13 protein-coding genes are annotated in these 15,852 nt (G+C 70.1%); 4 read left to right on the top strand and 9 right to left on the bottom strand.

Going from position 1 to position 15,852, the window contains the following annotated elements; genetic code table 11:
* Positions 1-10: 10 nt before the first annotated feature.
* The 9 genes from J8N05_RS21940 to J8N05_RS21900 all read right to left on the bottom strand — a co-directional run bounded on the left by J8N05_RS21940 (position 11) and on the right by J8N05_RS21900 (position 10,245).
* Positions 11-1,180 carry an ABC transporter permease gene (locus J8N05_RS21940; protein WP_210885136.1) on the bottom strand — a complete coding sequence of 390 codons (1,170 nt, stop codon included), beginning with the start codon at positions 1,178-1,180 and terminating at the stop codon, positions 11-13.
* Positions 1,173-2,732, bottom strand: coding sequence for a sugar ABC transporter ATP-binding protein (locus J8N05_RS21935; protein WP_210885135.1), 1,560 nt, complete (start codon positions 2,730-2,732; stop codon positions 1,173-1,175). Before J8N05_RS21935 ends, J8N05_RS21940 begins: the two co-directional genes overlap by 8 nt.
* On the bottom strand, positions 2,729-3,403 hold the full coding sequence (locus J8N05_RS21930; RefSeq protein WP_210885134.1) for a DUF2291 family protein: 675 nt from the start codon (positions 3,401-3,403) through the stop codon (positions 2,729-2,731). The genes J8N05_RS21935 and J8N05_RS21930 overlap by 4 nt, the downstream gene beginning before the upstream one ends.
* Positions 3,400-4,869 (bottom strand): FGGY family carbohydrate kinase, encoded by a 1,470-nt coding sequence (locus J8N05_RS21925; RefSeq protein ID WP_210885133.1) that lies wholly within the window; start codon positions 4,867-4,869, stop codon positions 3,400-3,402. Before J8N05_RS21925 ends, J8N05_RS21930 begins: the two co-directional genes overlap by 4 nt.
* Positions 4,869-5,822 carry a transketolase family protein gene (locus J8N05_RS21920; protein ID WP_210885131.1) on the bottom strand — a complete coding sequence of 318 codons (954 nt, stop codon included), beginning with the start codon at positions 5,820-5,822 and terminating at the stop codon, positions 4,869-4,871. The genes J8N05_RS21925 and J8N05_RS21920 overlap by 1 nt, the downstream gene beginning before the upstream one ends.
* A complete protein-coding gene (locus tag J8N05_RS21915; RefSeq protein ID WP_210885129.1) occupies positions 5,819-6,727 on the bottom strand; it encodes a transketolase in 909 nt (302 codons plus the stop codon). Before J8N05_RS21915 ends, J8N05_RS21920 begins: the two co-directional genes overlap by 4 nt.
* Positions 6,724-7,761: a TIM barrel protein gene (locus tag J8N05_RS21910; RefSeq protein ID WP_210885128.1), complete on the bottom strand. Its 1,038-nt coding sequence runs from the start codon at positions 7,759-7,761 to the stop codon at positions 6,724-6,726. The genes J8N05_RS21915 and J8N05_RS21910 overlap by 4 nt, the downstream gene beginning before the upstream one ends.
* Positions 7,762-8,041: 280 nt before the next feature.
* Positions 8,042-8,695: a hypothetical protein gene (locus J8N05_RS21905; protein ID WP_210885126.1), complete on the bottom strand. Its 654-nt coding sequence runs from the start codon at positions 8,693-8,695 to the stop codon at positions 8,042-8,044.
* Between the two features lie 14 nt (positions 8,696-8,709).
* On the bottom strand, positions 8,710-10,245 hold the full coding sequence (locus J8N05_RS21900; RefSeq protein ID WP_210885125.1) for an alpha/beta hydrolase: 1,536 nt from the start codon (positions 10,243-10,245) through the stop codon (positions 8,710-8,712).
* Positions 10,246-10,446: 201 nt separating this feature from the next.
* Between J8N05_RS21900 and J8N05_RS21895 the strand changes: the two genes are divergently transcribed.
* The 4 genes from J8N05_RS21895 to J8N05_RS21880 all read left to right on the top strand — a co-directional run bounded on the left by J8N05_RS21895 (position 10,447) and on the right by J8N05_RS21880 (position 15,831).
* Positions 10,447-11,625 (top strand): sensor histidine kinase, encoded by a 1,179-nt coding sequence (locus tag J8N05_RS21895; RefSeq protein WP_210890291.1) that lies wholly within the window; start codon positions 10,447-10,449, stop codon positions 11,623-11,625.
* On the top strand, positions 11,622-12,326 hold the full coding sequence (locus tag J8N05_RS21890; protein ID WP_210885123.1) for a response regulator: 705 nt from the start codon (positions 11,622-11,624) through the stop codon (positions 12,324-12,326). The genes J8N05_RS21895 and J8N05_RS21890 overlap by 4 nt, the downstream gene beginning before the upstream one ends.
* Before the next feature lie 815 nt (positions 12,327-13,141).
* A complete protein-coding gene (locus J8N05_RS21885) occupies positions 13,142-14,410 on the top strand; it encodes an aminotransferase class I/II-fold pyridoxal phosphate-dependent enzyme (RefSeq protein ID WP_210885121.1) in 1,269 nt (422 codons plus the stop codon).
* Positions 14,407-15,831, top strand: a complete 1,425-nt coding sequence (locus J8N05_RS21880; protein ID WP_210885120.1) for an FAD-dependent oxidoreductase — start codon at positions 14,407-14,409, stop codon at positions 15,829-15,831. The genes J8N05_RS21885 and J8N05_RS21880 overlap by 4 nt, the downstream gene beginning before the upstream one ends.
* Positions 15,832-15,852 lie beyond the last annotated feature (21 nt).

Here is a 15,852-nt window from a genome sequence, read left to right as displayed (position 1 = left end):
CGTGCGGACTTCAGTCGTCCGCCGGCCTGCCGGAGTCGCCTCGCGTGGCGCCGCCCGCGCGGCCCGCTCCGGCCGGGACGGGATCGGTCTTCACGGCGACCGCGGACGCCGCCGCGCGGCGGCGCTGGAAGCGCTGCTGGCTCTGGTCGAGGATGACGGCGATGATGATGACGGCGCCCTTGATGAGCATCTGCCAGAACGTCGAGACGCCGAGGATGACGAGGCCGTCGGCGAGGAAGCCGATGACGAAGGCCCCGACGAGGGTGCCGCGTACGTTGCCCCGGCCGCCGGAGAGGGCGGCGCCGCCGATGACGACGGCCGCGATGGCGTTGAGCTCGAACGTCTCACCGGCCTGGGGTGCGGCGGAGGTGAGTTCCGAGGCGATGATCAGGCCGGACATCGCGGCGCAGGCGCCGGAGATCACGTACACGAGGAGCTTGACGCGCTTGACGGGGACTCCGCTGAGTTCCGTGGCGCGCTCGTTGCCGCCGGTGGCGTAGAGCCAGCGGCCGAAGGGGGTCGAGCGGAGCAGGACGGCGACGAGTCCCGCCACCACGATCATGATCCAGACCGCCACGGGCAGACCCAGGGGACGGCCCCCGCCGAGCCAGTCGAAGCCGGTGTTGTGGGTCCCCGGGTCGCCGGCCAGGTCGGGGTAGGTGGTGCCGTCGGAGATGAGCAGGGCGGTGGCGCGGGCCACGTACAGCATGCCGAGGGTGGCGATGAACGGGGCCACGTTGAGGCGAGTGACGAGGATGCCGTTGACGGTGCCGACCACCGCGCCGACGCCGATGCACAGGACGATGACGGCCCAGACCTGCGGATAGGCGACGACGTCGAGGACGCTCAGGTGCAGGCCCTGGAGCAGCTCGCCGGCGATCACCCCGGACAGGCCGACGGTCGAGCCGACGGAGAGGTCGATCCCGCCCTTCAGGATGACCAGCAGCATGCCCAGCGCGAGGATCGCGTTGATGGCGACGTGCTTGGTCATCGTGATCACGTTGTCGACGGTGAGGAAGGAGTCCGACAGCAGGCTGAAGACGACGATCAGCACTCCGAGTGCGATGAAGGCACGCAGTTCGAAGATCGAGTCGACCGTCTTGAGGCGACGTGCCTGGGCAGCCGCGGCGCGACGCTGCTGGAGCACTACCTCGTGGTCCTTGGTCAGGGTGTCACTCATGGTGTGCCTTCTCGGTGGTGTCGGCTCCGTCGGCCAGGCTCATCAGCCGGTCCCGGGTGATCTCTCCGGCTTTCAGGTCGGCGACGAGACGGCCGCGCGCCAGGACCAGGAGCCGGTCGGGCATGTGCAGCGCCTCCTCGGCCTCGGAGGTGGTGAAGAGCACGGCGAGGCCGCGCTCGGCCTGCTGCGCCATCAGTTCGAAGACGTCGGCCTTGGCTCCCACGTCCACGCCGCGGGACGGCTCGTCCAGCAGCAGGACGCGCGGACCGGTCATCAGTGCCTTGCCGATGACGACCTTCTGCTGGTTGCCGCCGCTGAGCGAGCCGATGGGCGCCCGGGATCCGGGGGTCTTCACCGTCACGTCGGAGATCATCGAGGTCACCGCCTCGTCCTCGGCCCGCCGGTTGAGCAGCAGACGGCGTACGAACCTGGTCACGGAGGCCAGAGACAGGTTCTGACCCACCGTCATGGACTGCACGAGTCCGTCCCGCTGGCGGTCCTCGGGGACGAGGGCCAGCCCGTTGTGGATGCGGTCGCGAACGCTGCCGGTGAGCGGTTCGCCGTGCAGGCGCAGTTCGCCCGAGGCGGCGGGCATCCGGCCGGCCAGACACTCCAGCAGTTCGGTACGGCCACTGCCCATCAGGCCGTAGATGCCGACCATCTCGCCCGCCCGGACGGACGTGGACAGGCTGTTCACCGCGAGCCGCCCGGGGACGGACGGGTCCGCGACGGACAGTTCGGTGATCTCCAGCGCGACGGGACCCAGGGTCGGGTTCCGGTCGGGGAAGAGATCGTCCTGGCTGCGGCCCACCATCTTGCGGACGATCCAGGCGAGGTCGATGTCGTCGGCCCGTGCGGTCGCGACCATGGCGCCGTCCCGCAGGACCGCCACCTCGTCGGCGACGGAGAGGGCTTCCTCCAGGTGGTGCGAGATGTAGACGATCGCGACGCCCTCGGCCTTGAGCTCCCGGATGACCTGGAAGAGGATCTCCACCTCCGGTGCGCTGAGCGCGGAGGTCGGTTCGTCCATGATCAGCACGCGGGCGTTCTGCAGCAACGCACGGGCGATCTCGACGAGTTGCTGCTGGCCGAGCCGCAGCTCGCCGACCGAGGTGTCGGGGTCGAGTCCCTCGTCGAGCCGGCCCAGCACCTGTCGTGCCATGGCCCGCTGGGTCGTGCGATCGAGCAGCGTTCCGGCCTGCCGGGTGCGCTCGCGGCCGAGGAACAGGTTGTCCTGGATGCTCAGGTTGGGACAGAGGCTCAGTTCCTGGTGGATGATCGAGACGCCGTGGTCGGACGCCTCCCTCGCACTGCTGAACCGCACGGCCCGGCCGTCCAGTTCGATGTGTCCGGTGCTGGGGGACTCGACGGCGCTGAGGATCTTCATCAGGGTCGACTTGCCGGCCCCGTTCTCGCCGAAGAGCACAGTGGTGCGGCCCGCCGGGATGTCCAGCGACACGCCTTTGAGTGCCTGCGTTCCGCCGTACACCTTGGTGACCTCGGCTGCGCGCAGCACGGGCGCGGCCGGCGCTTCCACGGTCGTGGGGGTCATGAGGCGGCCTCGATCGAGACGGGGGTGAGGGTCAGTACGTCGGCGGTCAGCGGTGTCATGGCGCCGACGACGGTGACCTGCTTGCCGCGGACCGCCGCGGGATCGAAGGCCTTCAGCACCTTGTCCTTCATCGCGGTGTTCAGCGCCGTGGCGGCGTCGGCGTATTCGACCTGGTTGGTGAACTGGCCGAAGGCGATGAAGCCGGCCGCGTCGCGCAGTGCCGTGCCGTTGATGGCGGGCCCGACCTGCACGGAGACGCGGGTCTTGGCCAGACCGGGCACGGTCAGCCGCAGGAGGCCGTTCTCGGCGGCGCCCGCGGTCCCGGTCACCGTCACGGCGTAGCTGTACGGGCCGGTGCCCGGCCGGTGCCCGTACTTCTTGCCGGCCGCCTCGGGGTCGGCGGCGATCGCCTTGTGCAGGGTGGCGATGTCCACGGCGTTCTTCTCCAACGCGGGGACGACCTTGGGTTCGTACGTGCCGGCGGCGTACTTGGCCGCGTCGAACGCGGGCTTGCCACTCGCCTTGTCCTCGCTGTCCGAGCGGTAGGTGGTGGTGGCCGCGACGGCGGCGAGCAGGAGTACGAGAGCGATGAGGGAACCGCTGCCCAGGGTGATCCGGTCGCGGAGGTGTGCCGTCTTCCTGTCCGTCCTGGGCAGGTCTGCTGTGGTCATGACGTCCTTTGCTGTCCGCGTGTCCCGAGGTCGCGAGCGGCCGCGACCCGGTGACGCCAGCGCGCGACGGTGTCGCCGCGCCGTGCGTCGTCCCAGCCGGCCGCGAAGGTCCGCAGGCCGGCGTCCGCGCGCTGTTCCAGGTCGGCGGTCGTCCACAGGCCGAGTCCCAGGCCCGCCAGGTGCGCGGCGCCCGCGGCGGACAGTTCGTGGTGCCGGGTACGGGCCACCGTGACGTCGGAGACGTCGGCCTGCAGTTGCATGAGCGCGTCGCTTCGGCTGAGGCCGCCGTCGGCCACGACCTGGCGCAGACCGGGCAGGGCGGCGAGGACGTCGGCCACCTGGAAGGCGACCGACTCCAGTGCGGCGCGCGCCAGTTGGGCGCGGCCGGTGCCCAGCCCGAAGCCGGCGAGGACGGGCACGGCGCGGGCGTCCCACCAGGGCGCCCCGATGCCGCCGAAGGCCGGTATGAGGGTCACGTCGCCCGCGTCCGCGTCGGCGGCGAGCCGGATGAGTTCCTCCGCCTCGGTGTCGAGCAGGTCGGCCAGCCAGGTGAGGGTGCGCCCGGTGGAGCGGATGTTGGCCTCGTGCGCGTGGACGGGATGCCCGGTGGACCAGGCGATGGTGCCGCAGACGTGTTCCGCCGGTGCGGGGGAGTCCGCCACCGTCATGACGGAGGACCCGGTGCCGTAGGTGACCTTCACGGTGCCGGGGCGCCAGCCGGCGTGGGCGAACAGGGCGGCGTGCGAGTCGCCCATGACGGCCAGGAGCGGGGTGCCGTCGGTCAGTGGGCCGAGGCCGTGCAGCGTTCCGAACGGCCCGGTGGAGGGCACGACACGGCTCAGCGCCGCACGCGGGATGTCGAAGAGGCCGAGCAGTTGCTCGTCCCAGTCGCCGGTGGCGAGGTTGAGCAGCTGGGTCCGGGACGCGTTGCCTATCTCGGTGACCGCCTGCCCGGTGAGCCGGTGGATCAGGTAGGCGTCGACGGTGCCCAGGCGCAGGGCGCCGTCCTTGCTGCGGGCCCGCGAGGGGTCGTGCGCATCGAGCAGGGCGGCCATCTTCAGAGCGGAGAACATCGGGTCCAGCGGGAGACCCGTACGACGGCGGATCTCGTCGGCCGCTCCGGCGCCGGTGAGGCGGGCCGCACGTTCTCCGCCGCGCTGGTCCTGCCAGCTGACCAGCGGTGCGACCGGCTCGCCGGTCGCCGCGTCCCACAGGACGACCGACTCGCGCTGGGTGCTCAGGGCCACACCGGCCACCGTGCGCGGGTCGATCCCCGTCAGGCAGTCGGCGACGGCGCCGCGCACACTGTCGAGGAGCGCGGTCGCGTCCTGTTCCACCAGGCCGGGGCCCGGATGGGTCTGGGACAGGGGCGCTTCGGCCCGGCGGACGATGTCGCCCGCGGCGTCGAGGAGCAGCGCCTTGGTGGAACTGGTCCCCTGGTCGACGGCGAGAACGTGCGGTCTCATCACACCCGTCCCAGTGCCTCGCGCGCGGCGCCGGCGACACCGTCGGCGGTCAGCCCGAAGTGTTCGAGCAGGAAGGCCGCACTGCCGGTCGGAGCGAAACTGGGCACACCCAGCATGCGTACCGGGACCGGGTCGTTCTCTGCCACGACCTTGGCAACGGCGGCTCCCAGACCGCCGGAGAGCAGTCCTTCCTCGGCGGTGACGACGGCCCGGGTCTCCTGTGCCGCGGCGATGACGGCGGCGACGTCGAGGGGCTCGACGAAGGTCATGTTGAGGACGCGGGCGGAGATGTCCTGCTGGGCGAGCAGGTGCGCGGCGTCCAGGGCGCGGGAGACCATCGTGCCCACGGCTATCAGGGTGACGTCGGAGCCCTCGCGCAGCCGTACGGCCCGGCCGGCTTCGAAGGGCGCGTCGTCGGGGGTGACGGCGGGCACCTTGAAGCGGGGTACGCGGATGTAGGTGGGTCTGCCCGACCGGGCGGCCCAGCGCACCGCGCTGCGGGTCTGCGCCGGATCGGCCGGCACGATGATGTCCAGACCCGGGATCGCGCGCATCCAGGACAGGTCCTCGATGGAGTGGTGGGTGGGCCCCAGCTCTCCGTAGGCCATGCCCGGGCTCTGGCCGCAGAGCACGACGTGGCGGTGGGTGTAGGCGATGTCGGCCTTGATCTGTTCCAGGGCGCGCCCGGTCAGGAAGGGCGCCGCCGCGGACGCGAAGGGGATGAACCCGGCGTTGGAGAGGCCGGCCGACACTCCGACCAGGTCCTGTTCGGCGATGCCGACGTTGATGAGACGGGTGGGGAACTCCTCGCGGAACTTGACGAGGTTGCTGGAGCCGACCGAGTCGTTGCAGACCGCCACGATCCGCTCGTCGGTGCGGGCCAGCAGGGCGAGTTCGTCGGCGAAGTCGGCGCGGCAGTCGAAGGTGGGTGCCTGTTCGGCCACGGAGGTCATCGGTTCAGCTCCTCCAGCGCGAGACGCACCTGCTCGTCGGTGGGCACCTTGTGGTGCCATTCGACGCGGTCCTCCATGAACGACACGCCCTTGCCCTTGGTGGTGTTGGCGATCACCGCGACGGGTCGCCCGGTCGTCGACGGCGCGTACGCCTCCTTGATCGCCCGGTGGTCGTGCCCGTCGATGACACGGACCTCCCAGCCGAAGCTCGCCCATTTGGCGTCCAGCGGCTCCAGCGACTTGGTGTCCTCGGTGCGCGCGCCCTGCTGCAGGCGGTTGCGGTCGACGACGGCCGTCAGGTTCGCCAGTTCGTAGTGGGCGGCGGTCATGGCCGCTTCCCAGTTGCTGCCTTCCTGCATCTCGCCGTCGCCGAGCACCACGATGGTGCGCCAGGTCTCGCCGCGCAGCTTCGCTCCGAGGGCGCAGCCGGTGGCCACGGGGAAGCCGTGCCCGAGGGGTCCGCTGTTGGTCTCCACCCCGGGGACCTTGAGCCGGGCGGGGTGGCCGTTGAGCGGCGACAGCGGAGCCATGAACTCGCTGAGCCGGCTGCGCGGGAAGAACCCGCAGGACGCCAGGGTCGAGTACAGGGCCGCGGCGCAGTGTCCCTTGCTGAGGACGAACCGGTCGCGCTGCGGGTGGTCGGCCTGTGCGGGACGCATGCGCAGGGTGCCCCACAGGGCGGTGACCATCAGGTCGGTGACGGACAGGTCACCTCCCACATGGCCCATGCCGGCCGACTGGATGGTGGTGATGATGTCGCGGCGGATGGAGGTCGAGATGTCGGCGAGTTCCGCGGCGGCCTCGGCGGGGGAGGCGGCACGAAGGCGTGCGCTGCGCGGTTCGTACGCGCGCGCGGCCACGTCGTCGGTCCGCAGGGGGGCGGGGGCCGACAGGACGGTGCTCATGCGGACTCGCTCTCGGCGAGGGCGCGGAACAGGGCACGCTTGGCGATGCGTTGCGCGCCGAGGGCGTCCTGTGCGGACTGCGCGGCGGCCAGTTCCTCGCGGTCGAGGTAGCCCAGCGCCTGGTGGAAGGCGCGCATGGTGCGGATGCCGGTGCGGGCCGCCTCGACGGGGTCCTCCCGGAACGGGAACTGGTCGAGCTGCCACACTCCCTGCCAGCCGGCGTCCTGGAGCGCGAAGAAGAACTCGAAGGTCTCCAGCAGGTGTACCGAGCCGACGACCATGTCGTCGTCCCAGCCGCGGAAGTTGTCGTTGACGTCGATCGCGAAGAGCCGGTCCCGGGCGATGGCCAGCCGGGCGGCCTCGGCGGGAGTCTCCCCGCCGTACAGGGAGTGGCCGAAGTCCAGCAGGACGCCGACGTTGTCCACACCCATGTCCTGGATGGCGAGCAGGGTTCGTGCGACGGACGAGAAGACCATCCGGTTGCGGGGCTCGCGCGGCTTGTACTCGATGGCGAACTTCAGGTCGGGGAAGGACTGGGCGAGTTCGCGCAGTGCGTCGACCGACTTGGTCCACAGGTCGGTGTAGTCGGCCTGGAAGGGATAGTCGTAGCCGTCCTGACCGGGCCAGATCTTGATGTAGTCCACGCCCAGTTCGCGTCCGACCTCGGCCGACGCGGCGACCAGGTCGATGGCCTGGCGGCGGACGGCGGGGTCGGGGTTGGTGAAGCCTCCCTTGGCGAACCTGCCGGTGTAGAACTCCGGCGTCACGGCGATGGCCCGCAGGTTCTGCTCGGCCAGGGCCTCCCGTACCTCGGCGGTGCTGATGTCACCGGGCGGGAAGGGCCAGTTCAGGTCGAGGACGGACAGATCGCCGACCGCTCCGGCGAGCTTGATGGCGTCGAGGATGGTGCGTGGTTCGCCGTAGCCGTCCGTGGCGTATCGGTCGACGTAGGTCGCGAAGTGCCAGACACCGGCGCCGTAGATCGGTTCGTTCTGACCTGGCTGCTGAATGTCTATGCGTGGTTGAGTCGACATGCAGGTCAAGTTACGAACATGAGTCAGGCACGTCAAGACCTCTGCATCGATGGTTTTCGTGCCGGTCGCGGCCGGGGCTTCGGCCGCGACCGGCACGTGTAACCGGCTTTCGTCCGGCCTGTTGACATGCCGTCGAGGTGCTCGCAGACTCTCACTGCTTGCCGAGTCGCAGGTGAATGGACATGTGATTCAGCTGTGTTCGTATTCAGCCGTGTTCGTGTTCAGCTGCGTCCGTGTTCAGTTGTGCCGCGGTGAGCGGGGCGGTGGCCACCCCGCGGGGTCAGCCCGCCGCGCCGTCGAGCAGCCGGCTGTAGCGCAACCGCAGTGCCCGCTCGGTACTGGCCGCCAGGGTGACCACGGTCAGTACGACGTTGCCCCAGGCGGGTAGCCGGACCGGCGCGGTGAAGGCCCCGACGCGCTCGGCCACCGCGGGCACCTCGGTGATCTGTTGGGCGAGCTGCGTGACCAGCAGAACGAGGGCGACGACGAGTACGGCCAGCGAGATCGCGCCGATCCAGCGGCTCAGTGCCGGATGCGCCCGGTCGAGATGGGCGCGGCGTCCCTCGGCGGAGTCGCGGTCCGGGACGAGCAGGCGTTCGGTGCCCTCGCCGGTGACGTAATGGCAGCGCCGCAGCCCGAAGTTGCTCAGCCGCACCTCGACGGTGCCGCCGGGGACGGGGAAGGCGGCGGGGAGTTTCGACCGGGCGTGGTGCCTGCCGTCGAGGTACAGGTCGGCCTTCGCTTTCGAGGACGTCTGGTCCTGACCGCGTTTGACGTCCACGGCGTAGACCGTCTTCCCGCCGGCGCCGTCGGGCAGCGGCAGGTAGAACAGGGAGCGGTAGGGCAGCTGCCACCAGCGGAACCGCTTGAGCGGCCGACCGTCCCCGGGGGTGATCCGCCGGGCGGCCCGGCGGCTTCGCATCTCTTTGAACATCTCGGGCGCCCGCCTCACTTGCTCGGTTCGCCGGGACGCGCCGCTCCGCCGGCTCCTGCCGTTTCTCCGGGACGCGCCGCTTCTCCGGGCTCCGCCGCGCAGGCGAGGTCCCGTGCGGGGCGCTCCCCGGTGGTCAGGAACGTCGTCGCGGCATCGTTGGCGCACGTGTTGCCGCCGTACGGGTAGACACCGTGACCGCCCTGGTCGGCCGTCACCATCGTGGCCCGTCCGCCGAAGGCCCGCCGCAGCTCACGGGCGCCGACCAGAGGAGTGCCCGGGTCGCGCTCGTTCTGCACCATCAGCACGTTCGACGGGCCCCGGCCGGTGATGCGCACCGGCGGTTCGGTCCGCTCCCGCGACCAGTACGCGCACGGGTTGATGCTTGCCGTGGAGCCGCCCAGCATCGGGTACTTCAGCCGGTCGACGGCGGCATTGCGCTGGTACTCCCGGACCGTTCGCGGCCAGCGCGTGTCGGCGCAGACCACGGCGAAACGTGAGGCCATGAGATTCTCCACGCCCGCGGGCGACTCCGGGAGCGGCAGTTCCCGGCCCGTGTCGACCGCCTGCCAGAACTCGGCGAGCCCCTTCATGGAGCCGTCGGCGTACAACTGCTCGAAGGTGAACGCGCGGAACCCTGTCCCGTTGACGTCCTGGACCGGCTTCGCGTCCAGCCGCGCCACGAGCTCGTAGAACTTCGCGGTGACCTGCTTCGACGTGGAGCCGAGACCGTACTCGGGGTGCGCGGCGGCGAACGCGACGAAGTCGGGGAAGCGGTCCTCCAGTCCTCGGGCGAACAACCGCATGGCCGTGACGTCGTAGCCGTCGGGACCCAGATTGCTGTCGAGCACGATCCGGTCGTCGCGCCGCGGGAACAGTGTCGTGTAGACCGCGCCGAGGTAACTGCCGTAGGAGGCACCGAGGTACGACAGCGTCGGCTCGCCCAGTGCGCTGCGCAGGCGGTCCATGTCGCGTGCGGTGTTGGCGGTGGTGGTGTGCGGCAGCATCCACGCAGTCTTCGAGTTCTCGCACTGCCCGGCGATCTGCCGCGCGTACCCCGCCTCCCGGGTCACGTCGGCCGCGGTGTGCGCGTACTTCGGGAAGTTGCCGCGCCACTGCTGTTCCTTCGTCAGGTCGCAGGTCACCGGAGTGCTGCGGCCGACACCGCGCGGGTCGAAGCCGATGATGTCGTAGGAGTCGAGCACCTCCTGCGGCAGCCCCGACGCGGCGAGGACGGCCGGGTAGACCAGGCCGGAACCGCCCGGGCCGCCCGGGTTGGTCAGCAGGACGCCGCGTCGCTTCGACGGCTTCTCGCTCGCCAGCCGGGAGACGGCGACCTCGATCTGCCGGCCGTCCGGATCGCGGTAGTCCAGCGGGACTTCGAGCGTCGAGCACTCCAGGCGGGGCGCGGAGGCTCCCTCGGGGCACGGTCCCCATCGCAGGGCGCCGGGCGCCGGTGCCGTCGTGGCCGCCGCGGACACCGACGGGGACCCCGGAAGTGCGGTCAGTGTCAACGCCGCGGCGGCGAGGGCGAGGGGCAGACTTCTGCGCATGAGGTGTCCTCCTGTGGGGGGCTTTACCGACACGCGAACCAGTCTGTTGATCGGGAACGGCGGGCACATCGGCCCGACGGACCGCCCCGGCCCCGACCGCGGGAGAGGAGCCGGTTAGACCTGGGTCGAAGGCGTATCCGCCGTGGGTGTGATCCACCGGTCGTACGATGTGGGGACAATGGCCTGGTGAACACGGATGTTATGCCGCGGCTCGGAGTGTGGCAGCAGACCTGGCGGCTGACGGCGGCCGTGGTCGTGAGCCTGCCGATCTGGCTGACGACCCTCGTGCTGACGCGGAAGGAGCCGGGCGGCTCGGACGCCTGGGTCCTCGTCACCGATCCGCTGATCGCCCTGGGCTGTCTGACGCTGCTGCTGTGGCGGAGGCGGTGGCCCCTCGCGGTGGCCCTGGCGGTCGCGGTCGCCTCGACCGCGTCGGCGCTCGCCACCGGCGCGGCCCTGCTGGCGCTGTGCTCGATCTCCACCCGCCGCCGCCCGGTGGAGATGGGTGCCGTCGCCCTGGCCTATGTGATCGCGTCGCTGGTCGCCGTCAAGATGTACCCGGTGCAGGGCTCGGCCGACGTGTCGTGGTGGGTCCAGGTCGTGGTGCCGTCACTGACCGCGGGGATCGCGGTGGCCGCGGGCGTGGCCGTCGGGGCGCGGCGGGTCGAGGTACGGTCCCTGCGGGAGCGGGCGGAGAGCGCGGAGCGGGAGCAGAGCGCGCGGGCGGCGCAGGCACGGGCCATGGAACGCAACCGCATCGCCCGCGAGATGCACGACGTCCTCGCGCACCGCATCTCCCTGGTCGCCATGCAGGCCGGGGTCCTCGACCACCGCCGTGACCTGCCGGCCGACGAGAACCGCGTCCTGGTCCGCGGTATCGCCGAGGGCTCCCACCAAGCCCTGGAAGAGCTGCGCGAGGTCCTGGGTGTGCTCCGCGCCGACCCCGGCCGCCCGGAACCGCCGCAGCCCTCCCTCGACCGCATTCCCGAACTGGTGGCCGACGCCCGCACCTCCGGACTCGACGTCCGGCTGACCGACACCGTGACCGCGACCCCGCCCGGTGGCGTCGGACGGACCTGCTACCGGATCGTCCAGGAAGCGCTGACCAACGCCGCCAAACACGCACCCGGCGCGGTCGTGCACGTCACCCTCGACGGCGGCACGGGCGGCACCCTCGACATCAGTGTCCGCAACGGACCGGCCCCCCTGCGCGTCGCACGGCCACCAGCCTCCGGCTTCGGCCTGCTGGGCCTCGGCGAACGGATCACCCTCGCGGGCGGCGAACTCGACCACCGTCCCACGTCCGAGGGCGGGTACGTTCTCACCGCACGACTGCCCTGGCCGGACGGCCCCGTTCACAGTCACGAAAAGAGCGCATGAGCCACGACAAGAGCACATCGACGGAGAGCCGGCACGATCCCGTACGGGTCGTCATCGTCGATGACGAAGAACTGGTCCGCATGGCCCTGCGGCTCGTCATCGACGGCGAACCGGACCTGACCGTCGTGGGGGAGGCGGCCGACGGGAACGCGGCGCTCGCCGTGGTGCACGAGCAGCGGCCCGACGTCGTGCTGATGGACGTACGGATGCCGGGCCGGGACGGTCTGGACACGGCCCGGGAACTGCTCGGCCGGCCGGCGCCGCCCCGGGTGCTGATGCTGACGACCTTCGACTCCGACGACCTGGTGCTCGGGTCGCTGCGCGCCGGAGCGCTCGGCTTCGTCCTCAAGGACACGCCGCCCGCCCGCATCCTCGACGCGGTGCGGACCGTCGCGGACGGCAATCCGGTGCTGTCCCCGGCGGCCACCGCACGGGTGATCGCCGCGGCCACCGGCCCGGATTCCGTGCACACCCGCGACCGCCACCGCGCCGCCGCGCGCGACCGCCTGTCGACGCTGACCGAACGGGAACGGGAGACCGCCCGGGCCATCGCGGACGGACTGGGCAACGCGCAGATCGCCGAGCGGCTGCACATCACCGTCGCGACGGTGAAGGCCCACACCGGCAATCTCTTCGCGAAACTGGCGGTCGAGAACCGGGTACAGATCGCGCTCCTGATCCGCGACGCGGACGACACCTGACCCGCAGGAACCAGAAGACACTCCAGCCACGAAACGCTCCCTTGAGCATGGACCGGCCCGCAGGTGTGGCGTGGGTCTCCCATCGCGGGCCGGAGTCGTCCTCACCGCACCCCACCCCCCGTTTTCCCTTTTGTTTACCCGGTATGGGGCCACTGCCAGTTTTGATTCCGTCGTGGGCGATGTCCGCACATCATCGCCGTGTCGCCGGCATTCCGTTTCGCCTTCCGGCTGCCGGAGAAAGGTAAACGGTGCCGTCAGGTGTTGACATGGGCCGGTAGTGGACTGTTGTATTAATTCCATCCACGGGGGATGGATGGCAAACAGTGACCGGTCAAAATGACGGACTTTGTTAAGGGCTTCATAATGGCCTGCTGCCATCCGCAGTTGGGGGCGATAGTGAGCAAGGTCAGACACGCGCTCTGTTATCTTCGGGACCGAGTCGGCCACAGAAGGGCTGTCGGCCACTCGTGCTTCGCGCGAGGACTTCACTGCGCTTCATTGCGGCACCGCGCGGGAGCGGTGCCTGACGGTCCACCAGTGGTGTCGGCCGGCCATCGCCTTTCTGCTGCCCCGGCGGTGTAATCCGTCTGTTCGTGCAGCCGATCGACCGGGGCAAGCGCTGTTTGATGACGAGTCCGAACGGCCGGATTCGATGATCGTCCGCATATGTTTCTTCGGCATGCCGAAAAGGACGCCGAAAAACAAGAAACAATCTTCCCGTTCCCGGCCCGCCGTGGGTCGGCAGTTCCCGAACAGGTAAGTGTGATGAGCGTGCGCGAAATCCCGTCAACAGCTTCTACTTTATCGAGGTAGACATGACGTCATCTTCTCCATCCGTCCGGCTGAGGAATACGCCCTTCGTCATCAAGGAGTCGTCCGCCCAGTACGAGCGCGCTGTCGACAGCAGTCTGATGCAGGTGAGCATCACCGGTCGCAAAGGGAAGCAGGTGTTCCTGCCGGACGGCCGCGGGGTGGTCGAGTTCGTCAACTGCTCCTACCTCGGACTCGACCTGCATCCCCGCGTGATCGCGGCGTCGAAGGCGGTGGAGGAGGAGTGGGGGATGAACTTCTGCTGCGCCCGTTCGCGATTCTCCTTCGAGCCACAGCGTCTCCTCGAAGAGGAGCTCTCGGCGCTGTACCGGGGACGGGCCATCACCTTCCCCTCGACGACCACCGCGCACATCTCGCTCATGCCGCTCCTCGCCAGCGGGGTGCTCTTCGAGGAGGGCGCGGCGCACAGGACGTGCCTGATCTTCGACCAGTTCGCCCACTCGTCCATGGCCTATCTCAAGCCGGTGCTCGCCGCCGAGGCGACGGTGGAGACTGTTCCCCACAACTCCTTCGAGGACCTGCGGAAGCAGGCCTCGGCCGCACGGGCGCGCGGCGAGGTGCCGGTCTACGTGGCCGACGGCATCTACTCCATGGGCGGTCTGTGTCCGGCCCGCGAACTGCTCGACCTGGCCGAGGAGCTGGATCTGTGGCTCTACATCGACGATGCCCACGGCCTGGGCATCTTCGGCGAGCGCGGTGAGGGCCAGCTCCTCAGCCAGATCGAGGGCGACATCCCCGAGCGCGTCATCCTCACCTACTCGCTGTCCAAGGGCTTCGGCGCCTACGGCGGCGGCCTCCTCGTCCAGGGCGAGTGGCGCGAGCGGCTGATCCGCTCCTACGGACAGGTGTACGCGTTCTCCGCGGCGCAGACCTTCCAGGCGGTCTACGCCTGCCGCGCGGTCGTCGAGCTGCACGAGGAGGGAGCGATCGCCCCCCTGCAGAGGACCCTGCGCGAGCGGGTGGCGCTCTTCGACGAACTGATGGGGCAGCAACTGCCGTTCAGCCCCATCCGGATGGTTCCGATCGGGGACGAGGCGAACGCCCTGAAAGCAGGCGAGGAGCTCCTGGCCGAGGGCTACTACGCGTCGGTGGTCTTCTTCCCCATTGTCCGCCGCAAGTCCGCGCAGCTGCGGCTGTGCATCGCGGCCAACCACACCGAGGACGACATCCGGGGTGTCGCCGCCGCGCTGAAGCGGGTCCACGCGACCTACGCGACGTACGGGACCGACGGGAACGGGGAGGCCGGGGAATGAAGCACAAGGAGCTGCACGTGGTGATCGGCGCGGGAATCGCCGGCTGCGTCGCCGCGATCACCCGCAGCCGCGCGGGGTACGACGTCGTCGTCCTGGAGGGGCAGCAGGCGCGCTCCGAAGGTACGTACCCCGTGTGCACGCAGACCAGCAACATCGTCAGCGAGAACCACAGCGGTGCCGAGTACCCTTTCGACCCGCAGAGCGCGCGTGACTGCCTGGACGGCCGGATCGAGAACGAGCGCTTCTTCCCCGAGACGATCTACGGCGGCAAGACGAACAGCCGCATCATCGCCTCCCGGAGCATGATGGACGACGGCCACGACATCGTCGGCCAGTGCCGGACGAACATGGACGTCATCCGCGCCCATTACGCACTGCGTTGCGAGGAGGACCCGGCCAACGCCCTCTTCGGCGACCCCTCGGAGGTCTGCCGCGAGGTCCCCACCGTGGACGGCGTCGAAGACGTGGCCGCCGCGTTCCTCACCCCGCAGCGGGGGATGAACCCCGCGCTCGTGTCCACGGTCCTCGACTGGGAACTGCGCCAGTGCGGCGTCGACTTCCGCGAGGGCAGCAGGGTGCAGTCGGTGGAGCGCCGCACCGACGGCCGGTACGACGTCGTCCACACGGATGCCGCCGGTGTCAGGCGCACTCTGGTCGCGGACCAGGTGAGCCTGTGCGCGGCGACGGCGGCGTTCGGCCTGGCCAAGTCGCTCAATCCGCGCATCGAGTTCCCGCAACTGTTCATGGCCCTGCGGGAGATCCTCTACGTCGACCTCCCCGACGGGACGGAGAAGAACTTCACCTGCCTGAAGCTGGAGGACTCCTACGGGGGCATGCTCAGTCCGCTCAACGAGCACGTCGCGATGATCTATCACCCGCCGGCCGGACACGTGATGAACCTGGTGATGGACCCGGTCACCGGCGCCGCCCCGTACGCGCGCTATCTCGCGGAAGGCCACCCGGAGATGCGGGAACGCGCCGAGCGGACGGTGAGCCGGCTGCGTGACTTCTATCCGGAGCTGCGCCGGTCGCAGATCCTCGGTACGTACCTCAAGATCGCGATCAACACGGTGTCGGACTCGCGGATGCGGCGGAACATCGGTGTCTTCGGCGTCGACTCCGGCGCCACGATGACCGTACTGCCCAAGTGGACGATGTGTGCCGTCAACGGCCGCAAGGAGCTGGCCCTGGCCCTGGAGCACTCCAAGGCCGCCGGCAACGTGGACGCGGACGAGGCCGAGGAGATCCTCGCCGGAGCGACCCGCACCTGCTGGGAGACGCCGCCCGACTGGGCCGGCAAGCCGGAGCTGCTGACCGCCCGGGCGAAGAAGCACGCGGTGAACATGAACGTGCCCGAGGTCCTCGCCCTGCGGTTCAGCGACGCCGTCGACCAGCCCGGCCTGCGGCAGGTCGCGCGGTGAGCACGGCCGGGCCGGCACGGC

The sequence above is a fragment of the Streptomyces liliiviolaceus genome (genome assembly GCF_018070025.1).
Taxonomy (GTDB): Bacteria; Actinomycetota; Actinomycetes; order Streptomycetales; family Streptomycetaceae; genus Streptomyces; species Streptomyces liliiviolaceus.
This window is presented reverse-complemented; position numbering and strand designations above follow the sequence as displayed.

Excerpts from the sequence above, each read along its gene's own strand:
- J8N05_RS21940 (WP_210885136.1), bottom strand. The coding sequence starts at position 1,180 with ATGAGTGACACCCTGACCAAGGACCACGAGGTAGTGCTCCAGCAGCGT.
- J8N05_RS21935 (WP_210885135.1), bottom strand. The coding sequence starts at position 2,732 with ATGACCCCCACGACCGTGGAAGCGCCGGCCGCGCCCGTGCTGCGCGCA.
- J8N05_RS21930 (WP_210885134.1), bottom strand. The coding sequence starts at position 3,403 with ATGACCACAGCAGACCTGCCCAGGACGGACAGGAAGACGGCACACCTC.
- J8N05_RS21925 (WP_210885133.1), bottom strand. The coding sequence starts at position 4,869 with ATGAGACCGCACGTTCTCGCCGTCGACCAGGGGACCAGTTCCACCAAG.
- J8N05_RS21920 (WP_210885131.1), bottom strand. The coding sequence starts at position 5,822 with ATGACCTCCGTGGCCGAACAGGCACCCACCTTCGACTGCCGCGCCGAC.
- J8N05_RS21915 (WP_210885129.1), bottom strand. The coding sequence starts at position 6,727 with ATGAGCACCGTCCTGTCGGCCCCCGCCCCCCTGCGGACCGACGACGTG.
- J8N05_RS21910 (WP_210885128.1), bottom strand. The coding sequence starts at position 7,761 with ATGTCGACTCAACCACGCATAGACATTCAGCAGCCAGGTCAGAACGAA.
- J8N05_RS21905 (WP_210885126.1), bottom strand. The coding sequence starts at position 8,695 with ATGTTCAAAGAGATGCGAAGCCGCCGGGCCGCCCGGCGGATCACCCCC.
- J8N05_RS21900 (WP_210885125.1), bottom strand. The coding sequence starts at position 10,245 with ATGCGCAGAAGTCTGCCCCTCGCCCTCGCCGCCGCGGCGTTGACACTG.
- J8N05_RS21895 (WP_210890291.1), top strand. The coding sequence starts at position 10,447 with ATGCCGCGGCTCGGAGTGTGGCAGCAGACCTGGCGGCTGACGGCGGCC.
- J8N05_RS21890 (WP_210885123.1), top strand. The coding sequence starts at position 11,622 with ATGAGCCACGACAAGAGCACATCGACGGAGAGCCGGCACGATCCCGTA.
- J8N05_RS21885 (WP_210885121.1), top strand. The coding sequence starts at position 13,142 with ATGACGTCATCTTCTCCATCCGTCCGGCTGAGGAATACGCCCTTCGTC.
- J8N05_RS21880 (WP_210885120.1), top strand. The coding sequence starts at position 14,407 with ATGAAGCACAAGGAGCTGCACGTGGTGATCGGCGCGGGAATCGCCGGC.